The sequence below is a fragment of the Vibrio maritimus genome (assembly GCF_021441885.1).
Taxonomy (GTDB): Bacteria; Pseudomonadota; Gammaproteobacteria; order Enterobacterales; family Vibrionaceae; genus Vibrio; species Vibrio maritimus_B.
Genome location: NZ_CP090439.1, coordinates 1,756,637 through 1,775,775 on the forward strand (window position 1 = coordinate 1,756,637; position 19,139 = coordinate 1,775,775).

The following is a 19,139-nucleotide window of genomic DNA, read 5'->3' on the forward strand; positions in this document are numbered from 1 at the left end:
CTCTATTAACGGCTAACTGGTTTTTTATTGTGAGTGGCTACTGTAGCCTTGGACAAAAGTAGGTAACAAAGGAATCTTCCTATGAGTATTGTTCAAAGTGCTAAATCTCGTTATTCAACCAAAGCATTTGATCCTGCGGGCCGTCTTTCCCTCGAGCAAATAGAGGCAATCAAGGAGTTATTGCGTTTCAGTCCATCAAGCGTGAACTCCCAACCTTGGCATTTTATGATCGCCGGTAGCCCAGAAGGAAAAGCGCGTATCGCTAAAGCAATGCAAGGCGATTACATCTACAACTCGGACAAGGTGCTTAACTCGTCTCATGTGCTTGTATTCTGTACAAAAGTAGATATTGATGACCACTACTTAAACCTTTTACTTGAAAATGAGGAAAGGGATGGTCGTATTGCCAATGACCAGGCGAAGCAAGGTCAGCACAAAGTGCGCAGCTACTATGTTGATATGCATCGTTCAGAGCTCAAAGACGTGCAACACTGGATGGAAAAACAGGTATACCTAAACCTAGGGACCGTGTTGCTCGGCGCGTCCACATTGGGTATCGATGCCGTTCCAATGGAAGGATTTGATTCTGAGATACTGGATAAAGAGTTTGGCTTGAAAGAAAAGGGCTACACGAGTTCTGTAGTGGTTCCTCTTGGTGTTCGAAGTGAAGAGGATTTCAATGCGAAGCTTCCTAAGTCGCGCCATGAGGCCGAATACTTATTTAGCGAGTTCTAGAGCAAGAACAGAAAATTATTGCCAGCCAAAAGCTCGATTAGTTAACGAGAAATCGTTGCACTTTGTCTAGCTGAAGCTGGCATTTATGTTTAAGAAACGAACGGAACTCTTTGATGATAGGTCTCAACTGACGTTTGTCTGCACACACCATGTAGAGTGGGGCGGGTTCCCCATGCCAGTCAGGAAGCACTTTCTCTAACGTTCCGTCTATTAGGTCCTGACTCGCGTCAATCAGTGACTTATTGGCGATGCCTTTGCTTTTGAGTGCCATCCTTCTGACTACGTCACCATCATTGGCAAGGAAGGAGCCCTTCACTGTTATCACTTGTTCTTCATCGCCTTTGGTCAAAGGCCATTTGTTGTGTATCGCATCCGCTAACATGAAACTGATGCAATTATGGCTGAGTATATCCCTAGGCACTGAAATAGGCGGGTTATCTTTGATATAGCGAGGGGTCGCGCATAACAAACGTAGATTCTCTGTGCATAGAGGCGTCGCAATCATGCCTGAGTCTGGAAGTTCTCCATAACGAATCGCGATATCTACGGGCTTGCTATACATATCGATGAGTTGATCTGAAAGTTCAAGCTTTACTGTTACGTTATTGTGTAGCTGGGTAAATTCATCGATCCAATCTAACAATAGATTTCTACCAAAATCCGACGGAGCGGTTATGTAGATATTGCCGGTAAGCTCCCCTCGAGCACTGGCGATCTCTTCAACTCCCTGGTTCAACGTATCTAGAGCAAGTACCACTTTAGAGAGAAACCGTTCACCTTCACCCGTTAAGCTTAAACTGCGTGTGGTTCTCACGAAAAGAGGAAAGCCGACTTGCTCTTCTAAGCGTTTGATTGACGCACTCACGGCCGCTGGGGTCATATTTAATTGGTTAGCCACTTTTGAAAAATTGCCAAGTTTGGCTGTTTCGACAAATAGTGTGAGCTCGTTGAGTGCTTTCATTTGGTCATCAAGTCGTGTCAGGTCTTAGAACCAACTTAGCGCAACTAGTATGGTTTAGTACAGCTTTGCAAGGTGCTTAAACCGTGAAAACGCTACTTAAGCTTGTGTCAGCTAGCAAGTTAGAAAAAGTTTGCAAAACAGAACTGCTGCGGGATAGGTGATTGGTAGCACGATAGATACGACAAAGCCCTTGTAAAACAAGGGCTTTGTCGTAAAAAGTGGCGGAGAGATAGGGATTTGAACCCTAGAACCGCTATTAACGGTTGCCGGTTTTCAAGACCGGTGCTTTCGACCACTCAGCCATCTCTCCGTTGTTGGCGCTCATAATAGGGGGGACGGAGTTCGCTGTAAAGAAAAAATTTCATGACTTTGGTTTGACTGCTTTAAAAGTGATCACATTGATTAAATCGTCTTCGATGTGTTGATTGGTGACAGTAGCGTTAGCTAGGCAAACGATTTCATTGCGTAATCAACATGATCAATTACTCAAAATAAAATAATGTTTTTTATTGATAAGTCATTGAAAATATAAAATAAAACGATGTTCAGAATACGCTTGTGCGCTCGAAATTGTTTGCGTGATTAAGGGGTTTGCTTCAAAATATTAGGGTTAGTTCTCGCGAACTGTGATTTGAGGTCAAGATGAAAGTTGTAAAATTGTTTAAACAAAGAGCTGATTCTATCAAGCATCAGTCTGAGCTTATGCAATGGATGTCGCCAGCGATTAGAGAGTATTGGACTGAGTTTGTAGACAAAACAAACCACAGCAATTTCTTAGCGTGGGTTCGAGACTATCACAAGCCAGCGGTTAATGAACCAGAAGTTGCACAGGTCGAACCAGAAATTGTGCTCAAGCCCGCAGCTCAAGAGCTGTTTGATGAGCTTCAAGAGAAGATAGGTGAAGTTATCCACGAGGGTAGCTGGATCCATGTTGGGCAGGAGCGTATCAATCAATTTGGCGCTGTCACTGAAGACAATCAGTGGATCCACACCGATCCGGAGCGAGCAGAGCAAGAGTCTCCGTTCAAGACGACGGTTGCACATGGTTTCCTTACATTGTCTTTATTGCCAGCACTAACGGATAGCGTCGACCCAGATAAGCCACTTTTTCCGACTGCGAAAATGATGGTGAACATCGGCTTGAATCAGGTTCGCTTCCCATATCCTGTAAAAGTCGGCAGTAATGTTCGTGCGAAAAGCACTTTAGTCAAAGTAACGCCGATTAAAAAAGGCCTTGAGATTGAACGCGAGATCCGTGTAGAAATTGAGGGTATTCGACGTCCAGCGTGTATCGCGACGTCAGTGATTCATCTTCACTTTTGATGATAAACATTGAGTTTTATGAAGCCCAGCCTTTAAGCTGGGCTTTTTTGTGCATGTTTGCCTTCATATTAACGCCAAATATCTATCTGTGGTTCACATAGCAAACGTGGTAGTTAATGTTGAGCCGCTCAAAGTGCTTCATCCATCGTTTTTGATTGTGTTGAAGTTTATCGCCTGGCCCTTTTACCTCGCACCACATAAAGTCTCCGTTTTTAAATGCAATGACATCAGGTTGGCCTGCTCTGTATGCACGAATATCTTCAAGAATCACCTCAAATAGTCCAGCTAGCTGTTGGTAGCTTATGGTATACATCGCTAACTCTATCCAAGATGCATCGACTAACTCCCAAAGAATGAATGGGTTCTGGAGACCATTTTTGTTTAGATGTACGGCGACTAGCTGTGTGATACCTTCACTTCTAATCTGGCTAAGACGATCTTCGATAAGGACACTTCGGCTGTCTATAAACTCTTTTCGATAGAGGTCAAGAGGCTGACGTTGATAAGGGTTGATAAATGCGCCTTCAACAGGCGCAAACAAGATATCCCAGAACGCTAGACCAAATAGCGTGTTGAGAAACTGGTTTTCAAGATAAAACGCATCCCATCCTTCGGCTTTAAGGGCTTCCGCAACAGCAACTTCGACTCGACAATTTGTAAGGTCTAACTGGCGATAGACTTCCGGTAGCGTCGAAACTTGCTTTTTTGGTAAAGGAATACCAAGTTTCTTTTTTAGCGGAGAAGCGATGCGCTCTGCCACCTCAGACTCGTCAGTACTATACGGGTCAGCCAGCATCATTTTTGTGATAGATAAAGCCTCTTCTTGTCTTCCTTGAGCTTTAAGAATGCGTGCTTGTCTTTCTCGAGATGGCGGGATGTTACTTTGCTGGAATAGCGCGAGAGCTTCATCTAGTGCCCCGCAACGCTCTAAGTCTCGAGCTACGGAGTTGATGAGTTTCTGGTACATTCTTTTGGCATGTTTGCCGTGAGGAGCGGGAAGTAATTGAGAGAATTCAATCAAATCTTCTCGTGATTTACGGTTTATCTCTTCGTAGCGTAGTGACATCTCACTGATGCAAAAAGACGAATCCAGCTCTTCTCTGGTATGAAATAAGCGTGTTTTCACTGAAATTTCATACTGTTCGAATTTGTGAATGCCGAGATTTTCAAGTACAAACTGAGCAAACTCTTGGTATCGATTGCCAAAAAACAACAAACAAAACATAGGAAGAATTTGGTTATCCACAAGCCTGATGACTTGAAATGGTAGCGTTGAAACCGAGTGGGGCATCTGTTCAGGCAAGAGTGCCACCAGCTCACTTTTACGGAGTGATTTGGGTAATTTGGGGAATAAAGCCAGAAGCTCCGGTTTAGTAAGAAGTGTGTCTGCTAATAGCTTTGGAGAGTCGGGAAGGGCTAGATCTACAAAACCAGAGAGAGCTAGATTGGCAAGCAGTGTCTCTGGATTCGTGAGTTCTGAATAACGTAACTTATCACTTCTAAACCACTCACCTTTACGGGTCATCATTCGGACTAGTAGACATTGTTCGTCTTCTTCCAATGCGTAGAAACGAGCGAGCCACTGTTGCTCAGATTCATTTAACAGGTCTTGATATAAGTCTTTTACTCCCGAAAGAAGTGTCGTGAAGTTAGTTAGATAGTATTTGGGTTCTAGTACCACTGAAGGTGTGTGGGTCACGGCAATACCTGAGTGTTAACTGTTTGAAATAGCTCGCATCGACGCATTAAATAATATGCAATTCAATGTGTAGTGTTTCATTGCTCTTCTGATCATCGTAGCGTTTAGCCATATTAGTCGCAAGTAAGGTAATACGATGAAAAAACTACAAGCTTGGTTTGCATCTTGGGCTTTGTTATTACTCATAGGGTGCTCTTTAGAAAATGATACACCAATCAAACCTGACCCAGGTTGGAAGATAGACAAGCTTGATAATGGCTTAACCGTCAGCCGTTACTATAAATCGGGTCAACCTATTACTCTGCGACTTGTCGTTCATGCCGGGAGTCTTCAAGAGACGACGCAACAGACTGGCTATGCACACTTTTTGGAACATTTGTTTTTTCGTGTAGAAGATGTACCTCAGCAGAAGGCAGCGAAAGATGCTCTTTTTCAAGCAGGGGTGAGCTTTGGCCCAGATCTTAATGCTTTTACATTCAACGAGTACACGAGTTATGAGCTGGCTATAGACAATGTAGATATGCTAAATGACGCGCTTACATGGTTAGCGTACGTTGCAGATGCTATGCACATTACTCAAGCGATGATAGAGCAGGAAAAAGGAGTAGTGCTGGGTGAAATGCGATTGAGACGTCCGGACCCGTTACCATACGGTCAAAAGATTTATGATCATCTGTTGATCGGTACACCTCTTGGTTCACACGATATTATTGGTAATCGAGAGTCGATAGAGAACGTTGATATTACTGAGCTGAAGGCTTTCTATAAAAAATGGTATCAACCCCAAAACATGGAATTAATGATTGCTGGCGATTGGGAGCAAAGTGAGTTGCTCGCTATCGTAAATAGCTACTTTGCTGATATTCAAAAAGGGGAGCAGCCGAGACGCGTTCTCATAGACCCCGTGAAGTTCAACGATACCCCATTGGTTTCTGAAGCATTGCCTTTTGAATATGCCGCTTTAGATCTTGCCTATCCAATGCCAAACCCATTGTTAAATACTGTTTCAGACCAATACGTTCAACTAAGTTCAAAGTTTGTCGGTGACATAATATCGAATCGGATTTCAGACTTATATCACTCAAAGGATATCCTTGTACAAGGTTTAAATGCTGGAGTTGTAGACATACACTCGAACTCCCTGTTTGCAATTGGTGCGAGTTTTGAAGAAACCGAGAGGGCCAAGATCCAACAAGCATTAACCGAACAACTCGCCTCTTTGCAGCAACATGGTATTAGCCAAGATGAGTTAGATACAGTAAAAAGCAGTTGGACTACGTTCAACGATGAGCTAAAGACCATTATTGATAGTTGGACATCTAAGCAAATAATCGATTACAAATTCGATATGTTGTTAGCGCAGAGTGTTCCCCAAGACCCTATTCAGTACATAGAAGTGCATCGCCAGTTAGCGACGGAAATTACTCTGGAACAGGTTAATCAAGCAATTAAAAAGTTGCTCATCAAAGAGCCTATTATTGGTACTAATGTAAAAAATGGGTCGTTTTCTTTAAATGATATTTATTCGGGATTAGAGCAAAAAACGGACAAGCCACTCGAATTGACAGTAACCAAAGCCCTTGCAGTCCCTAGCTCGAAAGGAAAGGTCTCGTCGATGGAGACCCTGGAAAATGGCTTAGTAAAATGGAAGCTAGCGAATGGCATTGAGGTGCTTTACCTTAACCACAAGGACAGCGGCGATCGTTTTTACGGATGGTTTGGTTCACTGGGTGGTTCATCTGCACTTACCAGAGAGAACATCGCAGCAGGTCAACTGCTACCCTTGATTACGCTCTACAGCGATATTGGACCGCTAACCGCGAAGCAAATTGAACGCGCATTCAGTAAAACAAATAGTTACGTAGAACCGTTTATACGTGACGTTAAGCAGGGTATGTCCTTTGGAAGTAACGAAAAGGGCATTGCTGATGTGTTTTCTGTTGTTCACCATGCGATGTCACTTAACGATGTCGATGACGTTGCGGTTAGTAAAGCGAAAAGCATGGTTATTAATGAACTCAAGCGTTTGAAACAGGATTCGAATGTTCAAAGTGTTAACGATGCACTAAAACTAACCTTTGATAAAGGCAGTCATTTACTCTCAAGAACAGAGCCAGAAATTGCTCTAGTGACAAAAGAGAAAGTTATGGAAGCCTATGACGAGCTTATTAACGTAAATCGTGGGTACAAAATGATGTTGGTGGGTGGTAAAAGTGCTTCTGAAGTGCAGCCGCTGTTAGAGCAGTACATTGCCAATATTCAGTTTAGGGAAGAATCAAAGTACTTATGGCCCACGGTTGAAATACGTGACGGTTTTGCTGATGGCATAACCAATATCGAAAGCCACGATTCACAGGACGGTCAATCGCAAGTCTATCTGATCGCTGTATCTGAGAGAAATGAACCCAGAACCTCAAAAGACGTGTTTGCCGAAGATTTGTTTCAAAGGCTTTTGAACGAGCGTATTTTCCAGACGATACGTTCAGATAACTCCCTTGATTACAATCCGCACGCTTATGGTTTTGCCGATGAAGGCAATGGGATTGCTGCCTGGTCGTTCTTTGCCAATGTTGATCCTAAGGATGAGGCGCGAGCCGCCAAATTGTTTGAAACTGTAGCTAACGACATCTTGAATGGGTTTGAAAAGACAGAAAGGGATCAGGTTGTTGCTCAGCTAAAAAGTGACCTTGCCCCTTGGCTTGATGATCCTGAAGGAGCGAGCTTTATGTTATTTCGATATTGGTTAATGGGTTACGGTATCGATGCGCTTTATAACTATGAGTCTGTGGCTGATAGTATTACTTTAAGTGATCTAGATCGTATGTCTCAACAGGCGCTTGGTCAAAACGCGAGCAAATTTTCTATAAGAATCAATCCTTAATCGGCACTTAATGTGTGTATAAAAATATTTACATGGCGTTTATTGGAAAAAACAGTGAAGAAATTTGCCTTTTTTTATAATTAGTGATTGCACTTCTTGTTCTAAGCAGATAAGTTACGGGAAAGAGCACGATACGAGTCACAAAACGGATTGTGCAGATCGTGCTCAAGTGATTTAGATACAAAGAATAGGAAGAAGTAAGCAATGTTCCAAACTGATGACGTAAGAATTAATAAAGTAAAAGAACTTTTACCACCGGTTGCTGTGTTAGAGAAGTTTCCAGCAACTGAAGTTGCTTCTTCTACCACGTTTAATGCACGTAAAGCGATCCACAACATCCTTCAAGGCGATGATGACAGACTGCTTGTTATTGTTGGTCCATGCTCAATTCATGACCCAGAAGCTGCGGTTGAATACGGTAAGCGCCTAAAAGTTTTACGCGATGAACTTGGCGATCGTCTAGAAATCGTAATGCGAGTCTACTTCGAAAAGCCACGTACTACCGTGGGTTGGAAAGGTCTTATTAACGACCCGTACCTAAACGACACCTTTAAGATCAACGATGGTCTACGTATGGGGCGTAAGCTATTACTTGACCTAACTGATATGGGCATGCCAACAGCGAGTGAATTCCTTGATATGATCACACCGCAATATGTTGCTGACCTTATTAGTTGGGGCGCGATTGGCGCACGTACTACAGAATCTCAGGTTCACCGTGAGTTGTCTTCTGGTATTTCATGTCCAGTTGGTTTCAAAAACGGCACAGACGGTAACATTAAGATTGCATCTGATGCAATCCGCTCGGCGAGTGCTTCTCACCATTTCCTATCGGTAACTAAGTACGGCCATTCAGCAATCGTTGAAACTGCTGGTAACCCAGACTGCCATATCATTTTGCGTGGTGGTAAAGAGCCAAACTACAGTGCTGAGCATGTAAAAGGCATTAAAGACGAACTAACGGCTAACGGTCTTCCAGCAAAAGTGATGATCGATTTTAGCCACGCAAACAGTTCTAAGCAGTTCCAGCGTCAGAAAGTTGTAGCGACAGATGTAGCTGGTCAAATGGCTGGCGGTGAAGACGCAATTTTTGGTGTGATGATTGAATCACACCTAGTAGAAGGTCGCCAGGATCTAGTTGACGGTGTTGCACCTACTTATGGTCAGTCTATTACTGACGCATGTATTGGTTGGGAAGACACAGAACAAGTACTTCGTGAACTCGCTGATGCGGTAGAAGCTCGCCGTAAAGCCTAATTTATTAATCTAATTCAAAGCCTTTGCTTCGGTGAAGGCTTTTTTATTTGATCTTAACCGTACGTCATGTTTTAATTTTGAGAATTGTATATGGTTAAGAAGAGACAAAATGAAACGTAATTTATCCTTGATACTAGCAGCTGTAATCGCTGCATCATTATCAACACCATCACTGGCGGCGGGTTTGAGTAATGAACAAGTTTGTACTGCAGGTCTAGCACTGGCTCTCGACAAGCAACCACGCGGTATTAAAACAAAATCAGCATCGGGTAAGCGTGTGCTATTGTCTGTGAAGGATTGGCAAAGTGATTGGGACTATCGCTGCGATGTGAGCAGAGGCAATAAAACTATTAAAATTGAAGCGAGAGATACTCGCCGAAATGATAGCTATCTAAATCAAACAATACGTTACAAGGTCACTGATAACGCTCGTAGTATTGAAGTCATCATGAAAAAACGCAAAGCAGGTGTGAAGAGTGAGACTTACAAAGCGTATCAGCTAAAAAGTTAGCCAAATCAAACAATACCGATCAAGAGGGCGTGTATATCTCGGTTCCATGTTCTGTCATTGCCATAGTGATCAAAATCTCGTACTAATGCTAAACTAACGTTAGTCAGCGTGATTGAGCAACAGGGAGCTTGGCTTGACGGAATTCCAGTCTAATCAAATCAATGTAAAACGGCATGCTGAGAACCCATTGCTGTGGTCAGTACTCAATGTCGTAGAGCGGCAAACCGAAAGTATCAAGGTACACAGTTTGTTTGCCGTCCTTGCAGAACAACAACTGATTCCCGTACTCGACGAGAGTGCAGAAAAAGATCTATTCAAGCGTAACTTTCTGATTATGAACGCGCTATATCAGCTTCAAGCCTTACTCGTTCCAGAAAAATGGCTGCAAGTGGAAGCGATGGATATACGAATCATGCCATATAACGCCGCTCAGCACGCAATCGCTGATAATGACCCTCTTAGAGACTACTACTTGGATTGGTCTCACTATGAAGCCGACAATCACGAAATTAAGCGACTACTTGAACAGTTTTGGACTCGCTATAAAGAGTATGTGGGCGTTACAGATGTGACAATGTCACATAAGCAAGCGCTGAGCTGTTTCGGGTTAGATAAAAACGCGTCGTCGAGAGAGATTCGCCATGCATGGAGGCGCTGCGCATTGAAGTGGCATCCGGACAGACCCGGCGGAGATAGTGAAAAATTCAGAAAATACTGTGAGGCGTGGTCAATCCTTAAGGAGTCATGACCACGCGGCTCCAGTTAGTATCAAGTATTATTATCTTGGTTGACGCATTTTTGCTGCTCGAAGGCGATTCAAACTCGCTAAAACATCGACGACGCGTGGCTTTGCCAGATCGCCAGAATTTGGCATGTTGCCACTCCAATTGCCCTCTAAGATTGATTCAATCGCTTTTGGTGGATGCATTGACCAACCAGGTTGTTGTGCTAGTTGGAATAGTGTCCAACCAATAGCGTTCAGTTCTGAGTTAGACTCAAGTTGCTCTAGTGCTTCTATATCAATGGTTTCTTTACCAAATCTTAAGCTTTTAGCCCCTTTGCCCGATACGCGGAACTTCCCATCGACAAGAAGTTGTTGAAGGTGAGCGCAATCAACATGCCTCGGTGGGATGAGCTCTAGTGGCTTTTCACATTCGTTTTGACGCTCCGTTGGGTGCAGTTTGATGACTTCACGAGCTTTGTCGGTTACGTCAACAGCTTGGTAGTCTTGCATTTGAATCACGGTATCAGCAACGTCTAAGTAGTCACCCGATCCCCCCATAACAATAATGGTTGAGATATTGAGTTCGTCTCTCAACTGACCGACACGATCTACGAATGGAGTAATTGGCTCGTCACCTTTTGAAACGAGCGCTTGCATGCGTTCGTCACGAATCATGAAGTTGGTTGCCGATGTGTCTTCGTCAATCATTATCGCAGAAGCCCCCGACTCAATAGACTCTTGAAGCCAGGCTGCTTGCGACGTTGAGCCAGAAGCGTCTTGAGTACTAAAATCTGTTGTCTGCTTACCGAATGGTAAATGATTGATGTAGTTGCTCAAGTTGAGATTATGAATAGAGCGACCGTCTTCAGCTTTGATCTTACAAGCGTCATTGAGAGTAACCACGCCTTCACGGCCATCTCCTGGTATATGATCGTAAATCGAACGTTCAAGAGCGTTCAAAAGCGTCGATTTACCATGGAAACCACCACCAACGATGAGAGTGACGCCAGCGGGTATCCCCATGCCTTTGATAAAACCTTGGTTAGGGCGGTGAAGTGTTACTTCCATCGAACTTGGTGATGTAAACGGGATAGCATCTTTCATTGGATAGTCACAATTACCGGCCAAACGAGGCAGTACACTACCATTAGCAACAAAAGCGACGAGATTGTTTGCTTCCAACTGCTCACGAAGTGCGACTTGATCTTCAACGACTTCACAGTGATGTTTTAAGTCCGCAATATCGAGCTCTCGTTCAAGCGTCGCTTTACGGATGTACTTAGGAAGATGGAAAGTAAGAATGTTGGATGCCTTCTTCGCGAGAATTAAGCGACCTTCTGCAGGTAAGTTCACTCTGAAGCGAAGCTCAATACCTTCTTCGGTGAAAACGACGGACGTTGAATCTAGAACTGTCTGACCCGTGATAGAGACAGAAACAGAGTTTTCCTGTTTAGCAAAAGCAGCAAACTGACGCGCGATATAGTCACGTGCAGCAATTTTATAGGCAGGAGACTGTTCTTTTAACCATTCCAATCCTGTTGGCGCCCATTTGCGAAAAGCGCGGACTCGTGACGCTGCAGCGTAAGGATCCGATTGAACATGATCGATGTGAAACTCAAAATCGGTGAAATCGTAGCTTCCTTTAATTTGTTGGTAAGCACGATAGTTTTGCTTTTCGATTTTTTTAAGTTTGGCGATTAATAGATCCATATCGAATGTCTCGGATTTCAAAAGGTTGGTGCGCGATTATAGGAGGCGAACCTCCTGCGGTAAAGGGTTTGGTTCAATAATAGCAAAAGCAAAGGCTGTTAGCGGTTCATGGAAGAACGCCGCGACGTTCAACGAATGATAAACTGAGTTGGAGATGGATACTGTTTTTGTATTTGAATCTCAAAAATGTCTCTAGGCATAGGTTTAGCGTAATAAAAGCCTTGTCCAATATCACACTGCTCATTCAAGACGAATTGATGCTGTTCTTGTGTCTCGACTCCTTCAATAACAACTTGTTTCTCCAACTTTTTAGCAATAGTAATGATCGAACGAAGGATAGATTTGTCCTGGGCATTATCAAGGATATTCGCTAAGAACTCTTTATCGATCTTCAGAGCGTGGAAAGGAAGATTCTTTAGATAATTAAAAGAGGCATAGCCAGTACCAAAATCATCGAGCGCAAACTTCACACCTTGCCGAGTTAAAATTTCCATGTTGTTCTTAGCTACATCAAAGTTAGATACGAGGCAGCTCTCTGTCAGCTCAAGTTCAAGATTGTGAGGCGGAAGCTCATATTGCTCTAAGAGAGCCGTTACTTTGTCTGCGAAAAGAGGGGAGCATATTTGTTTGGCTGAGATATTAATCGATAGGCAAAAATCGGAAGCGAACTCTATCCATTCAGAAGCTCGATCAATTGCATTGCGCAGCACAAAGTAGCCTAATTCTATGATCAAACCGTTTTGTTCCGCCATGTGGATCAGAGCTTCATTAGATACGTCACCCAAAACTGGATGCTTCCAACGTAGTAACACTTCTGCCCCTATCCACTTTTGCGATTCAAGCTCAACCTTAGGTTGGAAATAGAGAATGAGATCGTCGTTTCTAACGGCTTGAATTAAATAGTGTTCGAGTTGATTGAATGCTTTTTGGTCTTGTTGATCAGCATGGGTAAAAAAGGACACAAGCTCTCCTGACTCTTTACAGGCTAAAGCAGCGTGAAACGCATTGTTAATTAATTGGTTGGCATCTTGTGTATGGTAAGAGTTGGCAACACCCATGTAGGTATGTAAATGGACCTCTTGTCCATGAAACTGAAAACCTTGTTTCGCAATGCTTGCTATCTGTTTACATAGTGTTGGCAAGAACTGTTCGTCTACAGCGGGGACAACGGTCGCTAAAGCGAGTTCAGTTGTAGAGATCCTGGCGAAGTAGTGTATCTGAGATGTTATCTCAGTGACTTTTTGTTCAAACTCCGCGAGTAGTTGGTCGAGTCCCTCACATCCAATACGCGCCTGTACACGTTCACCATTCGTAAACTGTACCAAGATAACACTGAGATAGGCTTTACCTTCGATTACTATCGTGTTGTTGAACGAGGCGTTTAGTGCATTTTCCAACCCAGTTCGGTTTAACATGTCCGTAGAATAATCGTGGCTTCGTTGGTGCAGCATTCTTTTTTCTAGCTGCCAGTTGTCTTTTCTCAAAGCTTCGAGTTCGTCTTGTGCCTGTTTCAGTAAACGTTCCTTCTCGCGCAGTTTAGTTTGATAAGCTCGTTTGATCTCTCTACTTTTGAATGACGCTTCTTTGCGCGATACCCATCTGGACAAACGAAATTGCAGTCCATTTAAAAAAGACACGCTTACCAGTGGCTTACGATGGATCGCAAACACGACGCCGATGGGGTCTTTTCCAAGAGAGTAAATGTATAGGTGAGTGATTTGTTCGTCGGGCTTGACCGAAAGGAGCGAATGTAGTGACTCAAAGACTGTGTTGTCAGAAGATCGGTCAGACTCATCAAGAAGTCTTCGTCTATTCTCGTTAACATCGAAATCGTCTAAGTGGGACGAGTATACTAGGTCTATCATGCCACGATGTAATGCGCACCAACCCCAACAAATGTAGTTTGGGTCAGGTGAGCGGTTAACGTCGGAAAAATCAATGATACGCAGCTTTTCCGCACCATTCATCGTTTGCAAGATGGAAGGCTTGGTTCTCGTCATGTTCAATTACCACATCCTGTGGTTGAGTTTCGCTAAATCGTTGCGAAACGAAATGTCATTAAATGAGTATAATGAGCGCTGAAATTTAGAGAGTGCTAATTTTTAGCAAACGCCAAAAACTGGCGCAATATTGACGTGTTTCTCAAGTTTGAGATGTTGTTTGGAGCGATTGAGTCGTGACGGAGGCAAAGGGAAACGTCCTTTGCCTCATGTATAAATATTAAGGCTTGAGGCGGGTAAGCTCGTTGATATCTACAGGTAACGTGTAATCTATATCGTCATACCCAAAACCATTTAGGTTAAGGAAGGCACGTTGGAAACCTTCGAAATCTCCAAGGTCCTTAAAGTTGTCTTCGTTCATCTGATCCAGGAGCGTCTTTACTTTTTCTTGAACGGATGGAGTTAATTCCCAATCGTCCATTCGAATCAATCGCTCACCATCTAGTGGGACAGTTTCTGAGCCATACAGCTTAGTTGAAAACAAGCGTTGCATTTGTTGAATACACTCTTCATGTGTACCTTGTTCTTTCATCGTTTGATAAAGAGCAAGTAGATAAGGTGTTAAGCCGGGGATGAATACACTGGCTTTGGTCACTAACGCTTTACACACAGCAGCATAAGCATTGCCATCGAAGTTTGATAATTCGAGGTTCAATGCATGACTTGTTTGATGAAGATCTACTTTAGCTCTACCGAGAGTGCCATCAAGGTAAATCGGATGAGTAATCTCTGGGCCTACATAAGATAGAGCAACCGTTTTAAACCCGTTAGCGATAGAGTCAGAGTTAACTAGGGTATCGATCCAGCTTTCCCAATCTTCGCCACCCATTACTTTGAGTGTGCCTTCGATCTCTTCGTCGGTTGCTGGCTCAAGAAGTTTGTTTTCCCATTGCTGAGTTTCTAAGTTGATAGAGGCACCAGAGACCGCTTCTCCAATCGGTTTTATCGCCGAGCGCCAGAACTCACCATCACCTTTTGGACGGACACCTGTCGCCAAGCTGTAAACAACGAGATCAACTTCGCCTTCAAAATAGGTTTCAATGGCTTCGATAACTTGTTCACGAACGTCTTGAGAAAAAGCATCGCCCACGATATTGATTGCTCGTCGGCCAGCCTGATTCGCACGTTGCTTAAAGTAGATGTTATTGTACCAACCGGCGCTACCTACGCCTTTCTCAGAGGGACCACGTTCGAACGATACACCAATAGTGTCTGCGTCAGCGCCACCAAAGGTGAGGGCGATTCGCGCTGCCAAACCAAATCCTGAAGACGCGCCCAAAATAAGGACACGTTTAGGTCCATTTTTGATCGGGTTGGCAGATTTAACGTAAGCGATTTGGTCATCGACGGCCTTTTTACAGCCCTCAGGGTGAGCAGATTTAGCGACGACGCCGCTGATAATCGGTTCAATTATCATTGATTACAACCTATCTAAGACGATGATAAAAATTCAAGATAGCGTAAAGTGTTGTAAATTATATTGAGCTAGGGCATCAAATTGGTGATTCTGGGCGTAAACTGGCTATCAGTTTGTTGACCAAAATCACCAAGGTACTGTTATAGGTAGGGTTGTAGGGATTCAGCGACGATTTCTGCGATGAATGGTTGAGCTTCGGCTTTAGGATGCAGACCATCCTCCATCATCCATTCTGGCTTAATAATGATTTGCTCCAGAAAGAAAGGAATTAACGGAACGTTATGTTCTTCGGCAAGTGTTGGATAGATGTTTTCAAACATGGTGCTGTAACGTTTACCGTAATTTGGCGGAACGCGAATTTGCATTAGGAAGACTTCTGCACCTGCTTCCTGACTCTTAGTGATCAGTGTACTCAGGTTGCGTTGAATAATGTTGGGTTGGAATCCACGTAAGCCATCATTTGCACCAAGCTCAATAAGTACATAGTCAGGTTGATGCTCCGTCAGCAAACCAGGTAGTTTAGCGAGACCATTACCTGTTGTGTCCCCTGATACGCTGCCGTTAATAACGGTAAAGTCTGTTGAATCGCCGGACAGTTTATCAGAGAGCATGGTTGGCCAGCTCAGGTCGGCAGACATGTTGTAGCCTGCACTTAAGCTATCGCCAAGTATCAGAATTGAAGCCGCTTTCGCGTGAAAAGAGGCCAAGGAAACAAAAATAATAATCAAAGAGGAAAGTTGCCGAATCATGAGTTCTTCCATAATAAAAGCTGAGTCAGTGACCAAAGTAGTGTCTACGAAAACGGAACATTTAACAATCCTTGAAGATGTGAATCTATCTATAGAGGAAGGCGAAACGATAGCGATCGTTGGTACATCGGGTGCTGGTAAATCGACGTTGATGACGCTTCTAGCGGGTTTAGATGTCCCTAGCTCAGGCAACATTGAGTTGCTATCAAAAACAATCTCTGATTTAGATGATGAAGCGAGAGCCAGTATTCGTAGTGAGTATCTGGGGTTCGTTTTTCAAAGCTTTCTGCTAATTCCGAGCTTATCAGCTTTAGGAAATGTGACTCTGCCCTGTCTTCTTCGAGGAGAGCAAGAGGACGAAGCGAAAGCGAGACAACTTCTAGAATCCGTAGGCTTAGGGCATCGTATCGACCACTTGCCGTCACAATTATCTGGTGGCGAACAACAGCGTGTTGCCATTGCTCGCGCCTTCATGACTAGCCCAAAGATTTTGTTTGCTGACGAACCCACCGGAAACTTAGACCAAAATACGGCTCATAAAATCGTAGAGCTCCTGTTTAACTTAAACCGAGAACATGGAACAACACTCGTACTCGTCACACATGATTTGTCGCTTGCTCAACGCTGTGACCGCATCTTGCACATGAACGCTGGAAGATTGGAACAGGAGTAGGGTATGTCACAGGGAACACTGAATACGCGTTTAGTGAAATGGAGCTTTGATGAAATTAGGCAAGGACAACTGTGGCCGATCGCTATCTCATTGACGCTAATCATTGCATGCATCTTCGGTCTAGCGGCTCTTGCAGAACGCATGGAACAAGTAATTGTAAAGCAGGGGAAAGATGCGCTGACAGCGGACACTATCTATATCTCTGCCAATCCAATTACTGAACAGAACAAGCAGTTCATTGAGAACTCGGGGCTAGACAGCTCTTGGTACACACGCTTCGCTACTATGTCGTTTAGCGACAATGGGATGCAACTTATTACGGTAAAAGCGGTGGACTCAAAGTTTCCGCTTCGCGGTACGCTTACTTTGGGCTCTGATGAAGGGCAACAAAACCATGTCAGTGAAGGTGAGCTATGGCTAGATAGTCGTATTGCGGAACAGCTTGATGTTGTTCAGGGTGACGTTGTCACTATCGGCGATGCAGAGCTTGCTGTAAGCGGTGTTATTTTGGAAGAACCTGGTATTAGCTTTAATCCATTCCAGCAAATGCCGACCGCGTATATTCATCAAAGCTCGGTTGATCAAACAGGTGCAGTTCAACTCGGTAGTCGAGTCCAATTTAGAGCTTATTTGGTTGGTGATGAGCCCCAAATTGAAGCGCTAAAACAACAGATTGAGCTGACACCGAGTGATAGGTGGCGTGATCAATCGTCGGGCAGTCGTACTAACGATATCTTTGACCGTACAACTCAATATCTATCCCTAACGGTCGCTATCATCATTATTATGGCTGCGACAACACTTGTTCTAACTTGCCAAAACTATGTCCAAAGTAGGCGACAAACTGTTGCTATGCTAAAAAGCTTGGGCGCGAGCCGACAATGGCTAGTTAGATGGCTATCGATACAGACACTGCTGCTTGTGAGCATGTCTATCGCAGCTGGCTTGGTGTTAGGGATGGGGCTAGAGACACTACTTCGGTTGCCGTTAACCGACCTCTTGCCCGACCCGCTACCAACTTATGGACTTAAGCCTGCTGTTATCGCTGTCATGTCTAGCTTACTGATAGGTGTACCAGCGTTGGGTATTCCACTGTATAAACTCATTTCAGTCTCTTCGGTAGAAGTCCTTCAAAGCGCAGACGAGAAACAGGGCGGTTGGATTAACTTGCTGGTTCTAGTGCCACTGGTACCGCTTCTTGTTGCTTACCGTGACAACAATCTCGTTTGGATAGTATTGGCTGGTATTGTTGGCTTGTTTATGGTGCTTGGGGCCATCAGTGTACTCTTTACGTTGCTACTCGGTAAGGTGTCCCTTCCTATCTCAATGAAGCTTGCTGTAAGTCGTATCAATCGCAGCAAACGACACACAGGTTTGCAGTATGGCGCATTAGGACTGTCTTTGATGCTCCTAACGACTATTTGGCTAGTAAGAAATGATCTGTTAAGTGATTGGCAAAGAACTTTGCCAGCAGATGCACCAAATGCCTTTGCTCTAAACATTGCAGAGTACGAAAAGGATGCGTATTTGGAAGCACTTGATGGCAATGAGATTCAACGTTCTGAGGCTTTTCCTATTTCTCGCGGTAGATTAACGCTGATTAATGGTGAGGATGCTCAAAACCGTCAGAAGAAAGGTCTTGAAGAAGAGGACGCGTTAAGTCGAGAGCTTAACTTCACCTACGCGGAACAACTTCCTAGCTACAACGACGTGCTATCTGGTGAGTGGACTGATGTCGGAGGCGTGTCGGTAGAGAAAGAAGTCGCCCAAAACCTTGGATTGCAGCTTGGTGATGAACTTGGCTTTACCATTAATGGACAAGAAGTTAGTGCGAAGGTTAACTCTATCCGTTTCGTTGAATGGCGAGATATGAAGCCTAATTTTTACTTTATTTTCACTCCCGATGTGTTGGCGAACATTCCGAGCGCTTGGCTAGTGAGCTTTAGGCTTGAAGACAAGGACAACGCGCTCATCAGTGAACTATCTCGAAACCATCCTACGGTTAGTCTTATGGACATCCGTCTGATGGGGGAGAAAATTCAAGGATTGCTCAGCCAAATTGTATGGTCGATTACGGTGTTAGCAGCGTTGGGCGTCTTGTCTGGCGTCTTGTTGATCTTTACTCTGCTTAGGTTGAGCCTATCGCAGCGCCAAGCAGAAATACGCTTGTATAGAACGCTTGGAGCGAGTCGTAAACGCATCGTAAGAACGATTTGGGCTGAATATGGGATCATGGCGATAACGGCTGGTATCGTCGCAACGTTTGGCGCTGAGCTTGTAGTGGGTTCAATTATGACCTTTGGATTTGAGCTTCCTTGGAGTTGGCATTTATCCACGTGGATCATCGTCCCCGCAATCGCTTTCCTGACTTTAGCAATGGTTCTTTTTTCATTGATAAGACAGATGCTTACTACGTCACAGAAGCAGTTCGCTTAATAGTTAGCCACCGATTTTGTTAAGTTATCCACAAAATCGGTGGATAAAGTCTTGGATAACTCA

The 19,139-nt window shown here is 44.0% G+C and carries 14 protein-coding genes and 1 tRNA gene; 8 read left to right on the forward strand and 7 right to left on the reverse strand.

Annotation, left to right across the window (positions count from 1 at the left end):
• The first annotated feature begins 81 nt into the window (after nt 1-81).
• Entirely contained in the window at nt 82-735 is a 654-nt protein-coding gene (gene nfsB, locus LY387_RS24310; protein WP_234496730.1) for an oxygen-insensitive NAD(P)H nitroreductase, read from the forward strand.
• Between the two features lie 37 nt (nt 736-772).
• On the opposite strand, the gene LY387_RS24315 is transcribed toward nfsB, so the two are convergent.
• Nucleotides 773-1,696 carry a LysR family transcriptional regulator gene (locus LY387_RS24315; protein WP_234496731.1) on the reverse strand — a complete coding sequence of 308 codons (924 nt, stop codon included), beginning with the start codon at nt 1,694-1,696 and terminating at the stop codon, nt 773-775.
• 219 nt (nt 1,697-1,915) lie between these two features.
• Nucleotides 1,916-2,006, reverse strand: a tRNA-Ser gene (locus tag LY387_RS24320).
• Nucleotides 2,007-2,338: 332 nt separating this feature from the next.
• Between LY387_RS24320 and LY387_RS24325 the strand changes: the two genes are divergently transcribed.
• Complete coding sequence (locus LY387_RS24325) at nt 2,339-3,019, forward strand: MaoC family dehydratase (RefSeq protein ID WP_234496732.1); 681 nt, start codon at nt 2,339-2,341, stop codon at nt 3,017-3,019.
• Nucleotides 3,020-3,101: 82 nt separating this feature from the next.
• On the opposite strand, the gene LY387_RS24330 is transcribed toward LY387_RS24325, so the two are convergent.
• Nucleotides 3,102-4,718: a VRR-NUC domain-containing protein gene (locus LY387_RS24330; RefSeq protein ID WP_234496733.1), complete on the reverse strand. Its 1,617-nt coding sequence runs from the start codon at nt 4,716-4,718 to the stop codon at nt 3,102-3,104.
• A 136-nt stretch (nt 4,719-4,854) separates the two neighbouring features.
• On the opposite strand from LY387_RS24330, the gene LY387_RS24335 reads away from it, so the two are divergent.
• The 4 genes from LY387_RS24335 to LY387_RS24350 all read left to right on the forward strand — a co-directional run bounded on the left by LY387_RS24335 (nt 4,855) and on the right by LY387_RS24350 (nt 10,115).
• Nucleotides 4,855-7,599 (forward strand): M16 family metallopeptidase, encoded by a 2,745-nt coding sequence (locus LY387_RS24335; protein WP_234496734.1) that lies wholly within the window; start codon nt 4,855-4,857, stop codon nt 7,597-7,599.
• A 204-nt stretch (nt 7,600-7,803) separates the two neighbouring features.
• Entirely contained in the window at nt 7,804-8,856 is a 1,053-nt protein-coding gene (gene aroG, locus LY387_RS24340; RefSeq protein WP_042471666.1) for a 3-deoxy-7-phosphoheptulonate synthase AroG, read from the forward strand.
• 109 nt (nt 8,857-8,965) lie between these two features.
• Complete coding sequence (locus LY387_RS24345; RefSeq protein WP_042471662.1) at nt 8,966-9,367, forward strand: hypothetical protein; 402 nt, start codon at nt 8,966-8,968, stop codon at nt 9,365-9,367.
• Nucleotides 9,368-9,500: 133 nt separating this feature from the next.
• On the forward strand, nt 9,501-10,115 hold the full coding sequence (locus LY387_RS24350) for a DNA-J related domain-containing protein (RefSeq protein WP_234496735.1): 615 nt from the start codon (nt 9,501-9,503) through the stop codon (nt 10,113-10,115).
• A gap of 30 nt (nt 10,116-10,145) precedes the next feature.
• On the opposite strand, the gene LY387_RS24355 is transcribed toward LY387_RS24350, so the two are convergent.
• The 4 genes from LY387_RS24355 to LY387_RS24370 form a co-directional block, all read right to left on the reverse strand.
• Complete coding sequence (locus tag LY387_RS24355; RefSeq protein ID WP_234496736.1) at nt 10,146-11,801, reverse strand: ABC-ATPase domain-containing protein; 1,656 nt, start codon at nt 11,799-11,801, stop codon at nt 10,146-10,148.
• A gap of 128 nt (nt 11,802-11,929) precedes the next feature.
• Nucleotides 11,930-13,801, reverse strand: a complete 1,872-nt coding sequence (locus LY387_RS24360; RefSeq protein ID WP_234496737.1) for a putative bifunctional diguanylate cyclase/phosphodiesterase — start codon at nt 13,799-13,801, stop codon at nt 11,930-11,932.
• Nucleotides 13,802-14,021: 220 nt separating this feature from the next.
• Entirely contained in the window at nt 14,022-15,218 is a 1,197-nt protein-coding gene (gene fabV / locus LY387_RS24365; protein ID WP_234496738.1) for an enoyl-ACP reductase FabV, read from the reverse strand.
• A gap of 140 nt (nt 15,219-15,358) precedes the next feature.
• Nucleotides 15,359-15,967 carry an arylesterase gene (locus tag LY387_RS24370; RefSeq protein WP_234496739.1) on the reverse strand — a complete coding sequence of 203 codons (609 nt, stop codon included), beginning with the start codon at nt 15,965-15,967 and terminating at the stop codon, nt 15,359-15,361.
• Here LY387_RS24370 and LY387_RS24375 point away from each other — a divergent pair.
• A complete protein-coding gene (locus tag LY387_RS24375; protein ID WP_234496740.1) occupies nt 15,966-16,640 on the forward strand; it encodes an ABC transporter ATP-binding protein in 675 nt (224 codons plus the stop codon). The two genes, LY387_RS24370 and LY387_RS24375, sit on opposite strands and share 2 nt — an antisense overlap.
• 3 nt (nt 16,641-16,643) lie before the next feature.
• Entirely contained in the window at nt 16,644-19,076 is a 2,433-nt protein-coding gene (locus tag LY387_RS24380; protein ID WP_234496741.1) for an ABC transporter permease, read from the forward strand.
• The last annotated feature ends 63 nt before the right edge of the window (nt 19,077-19,139 follow it).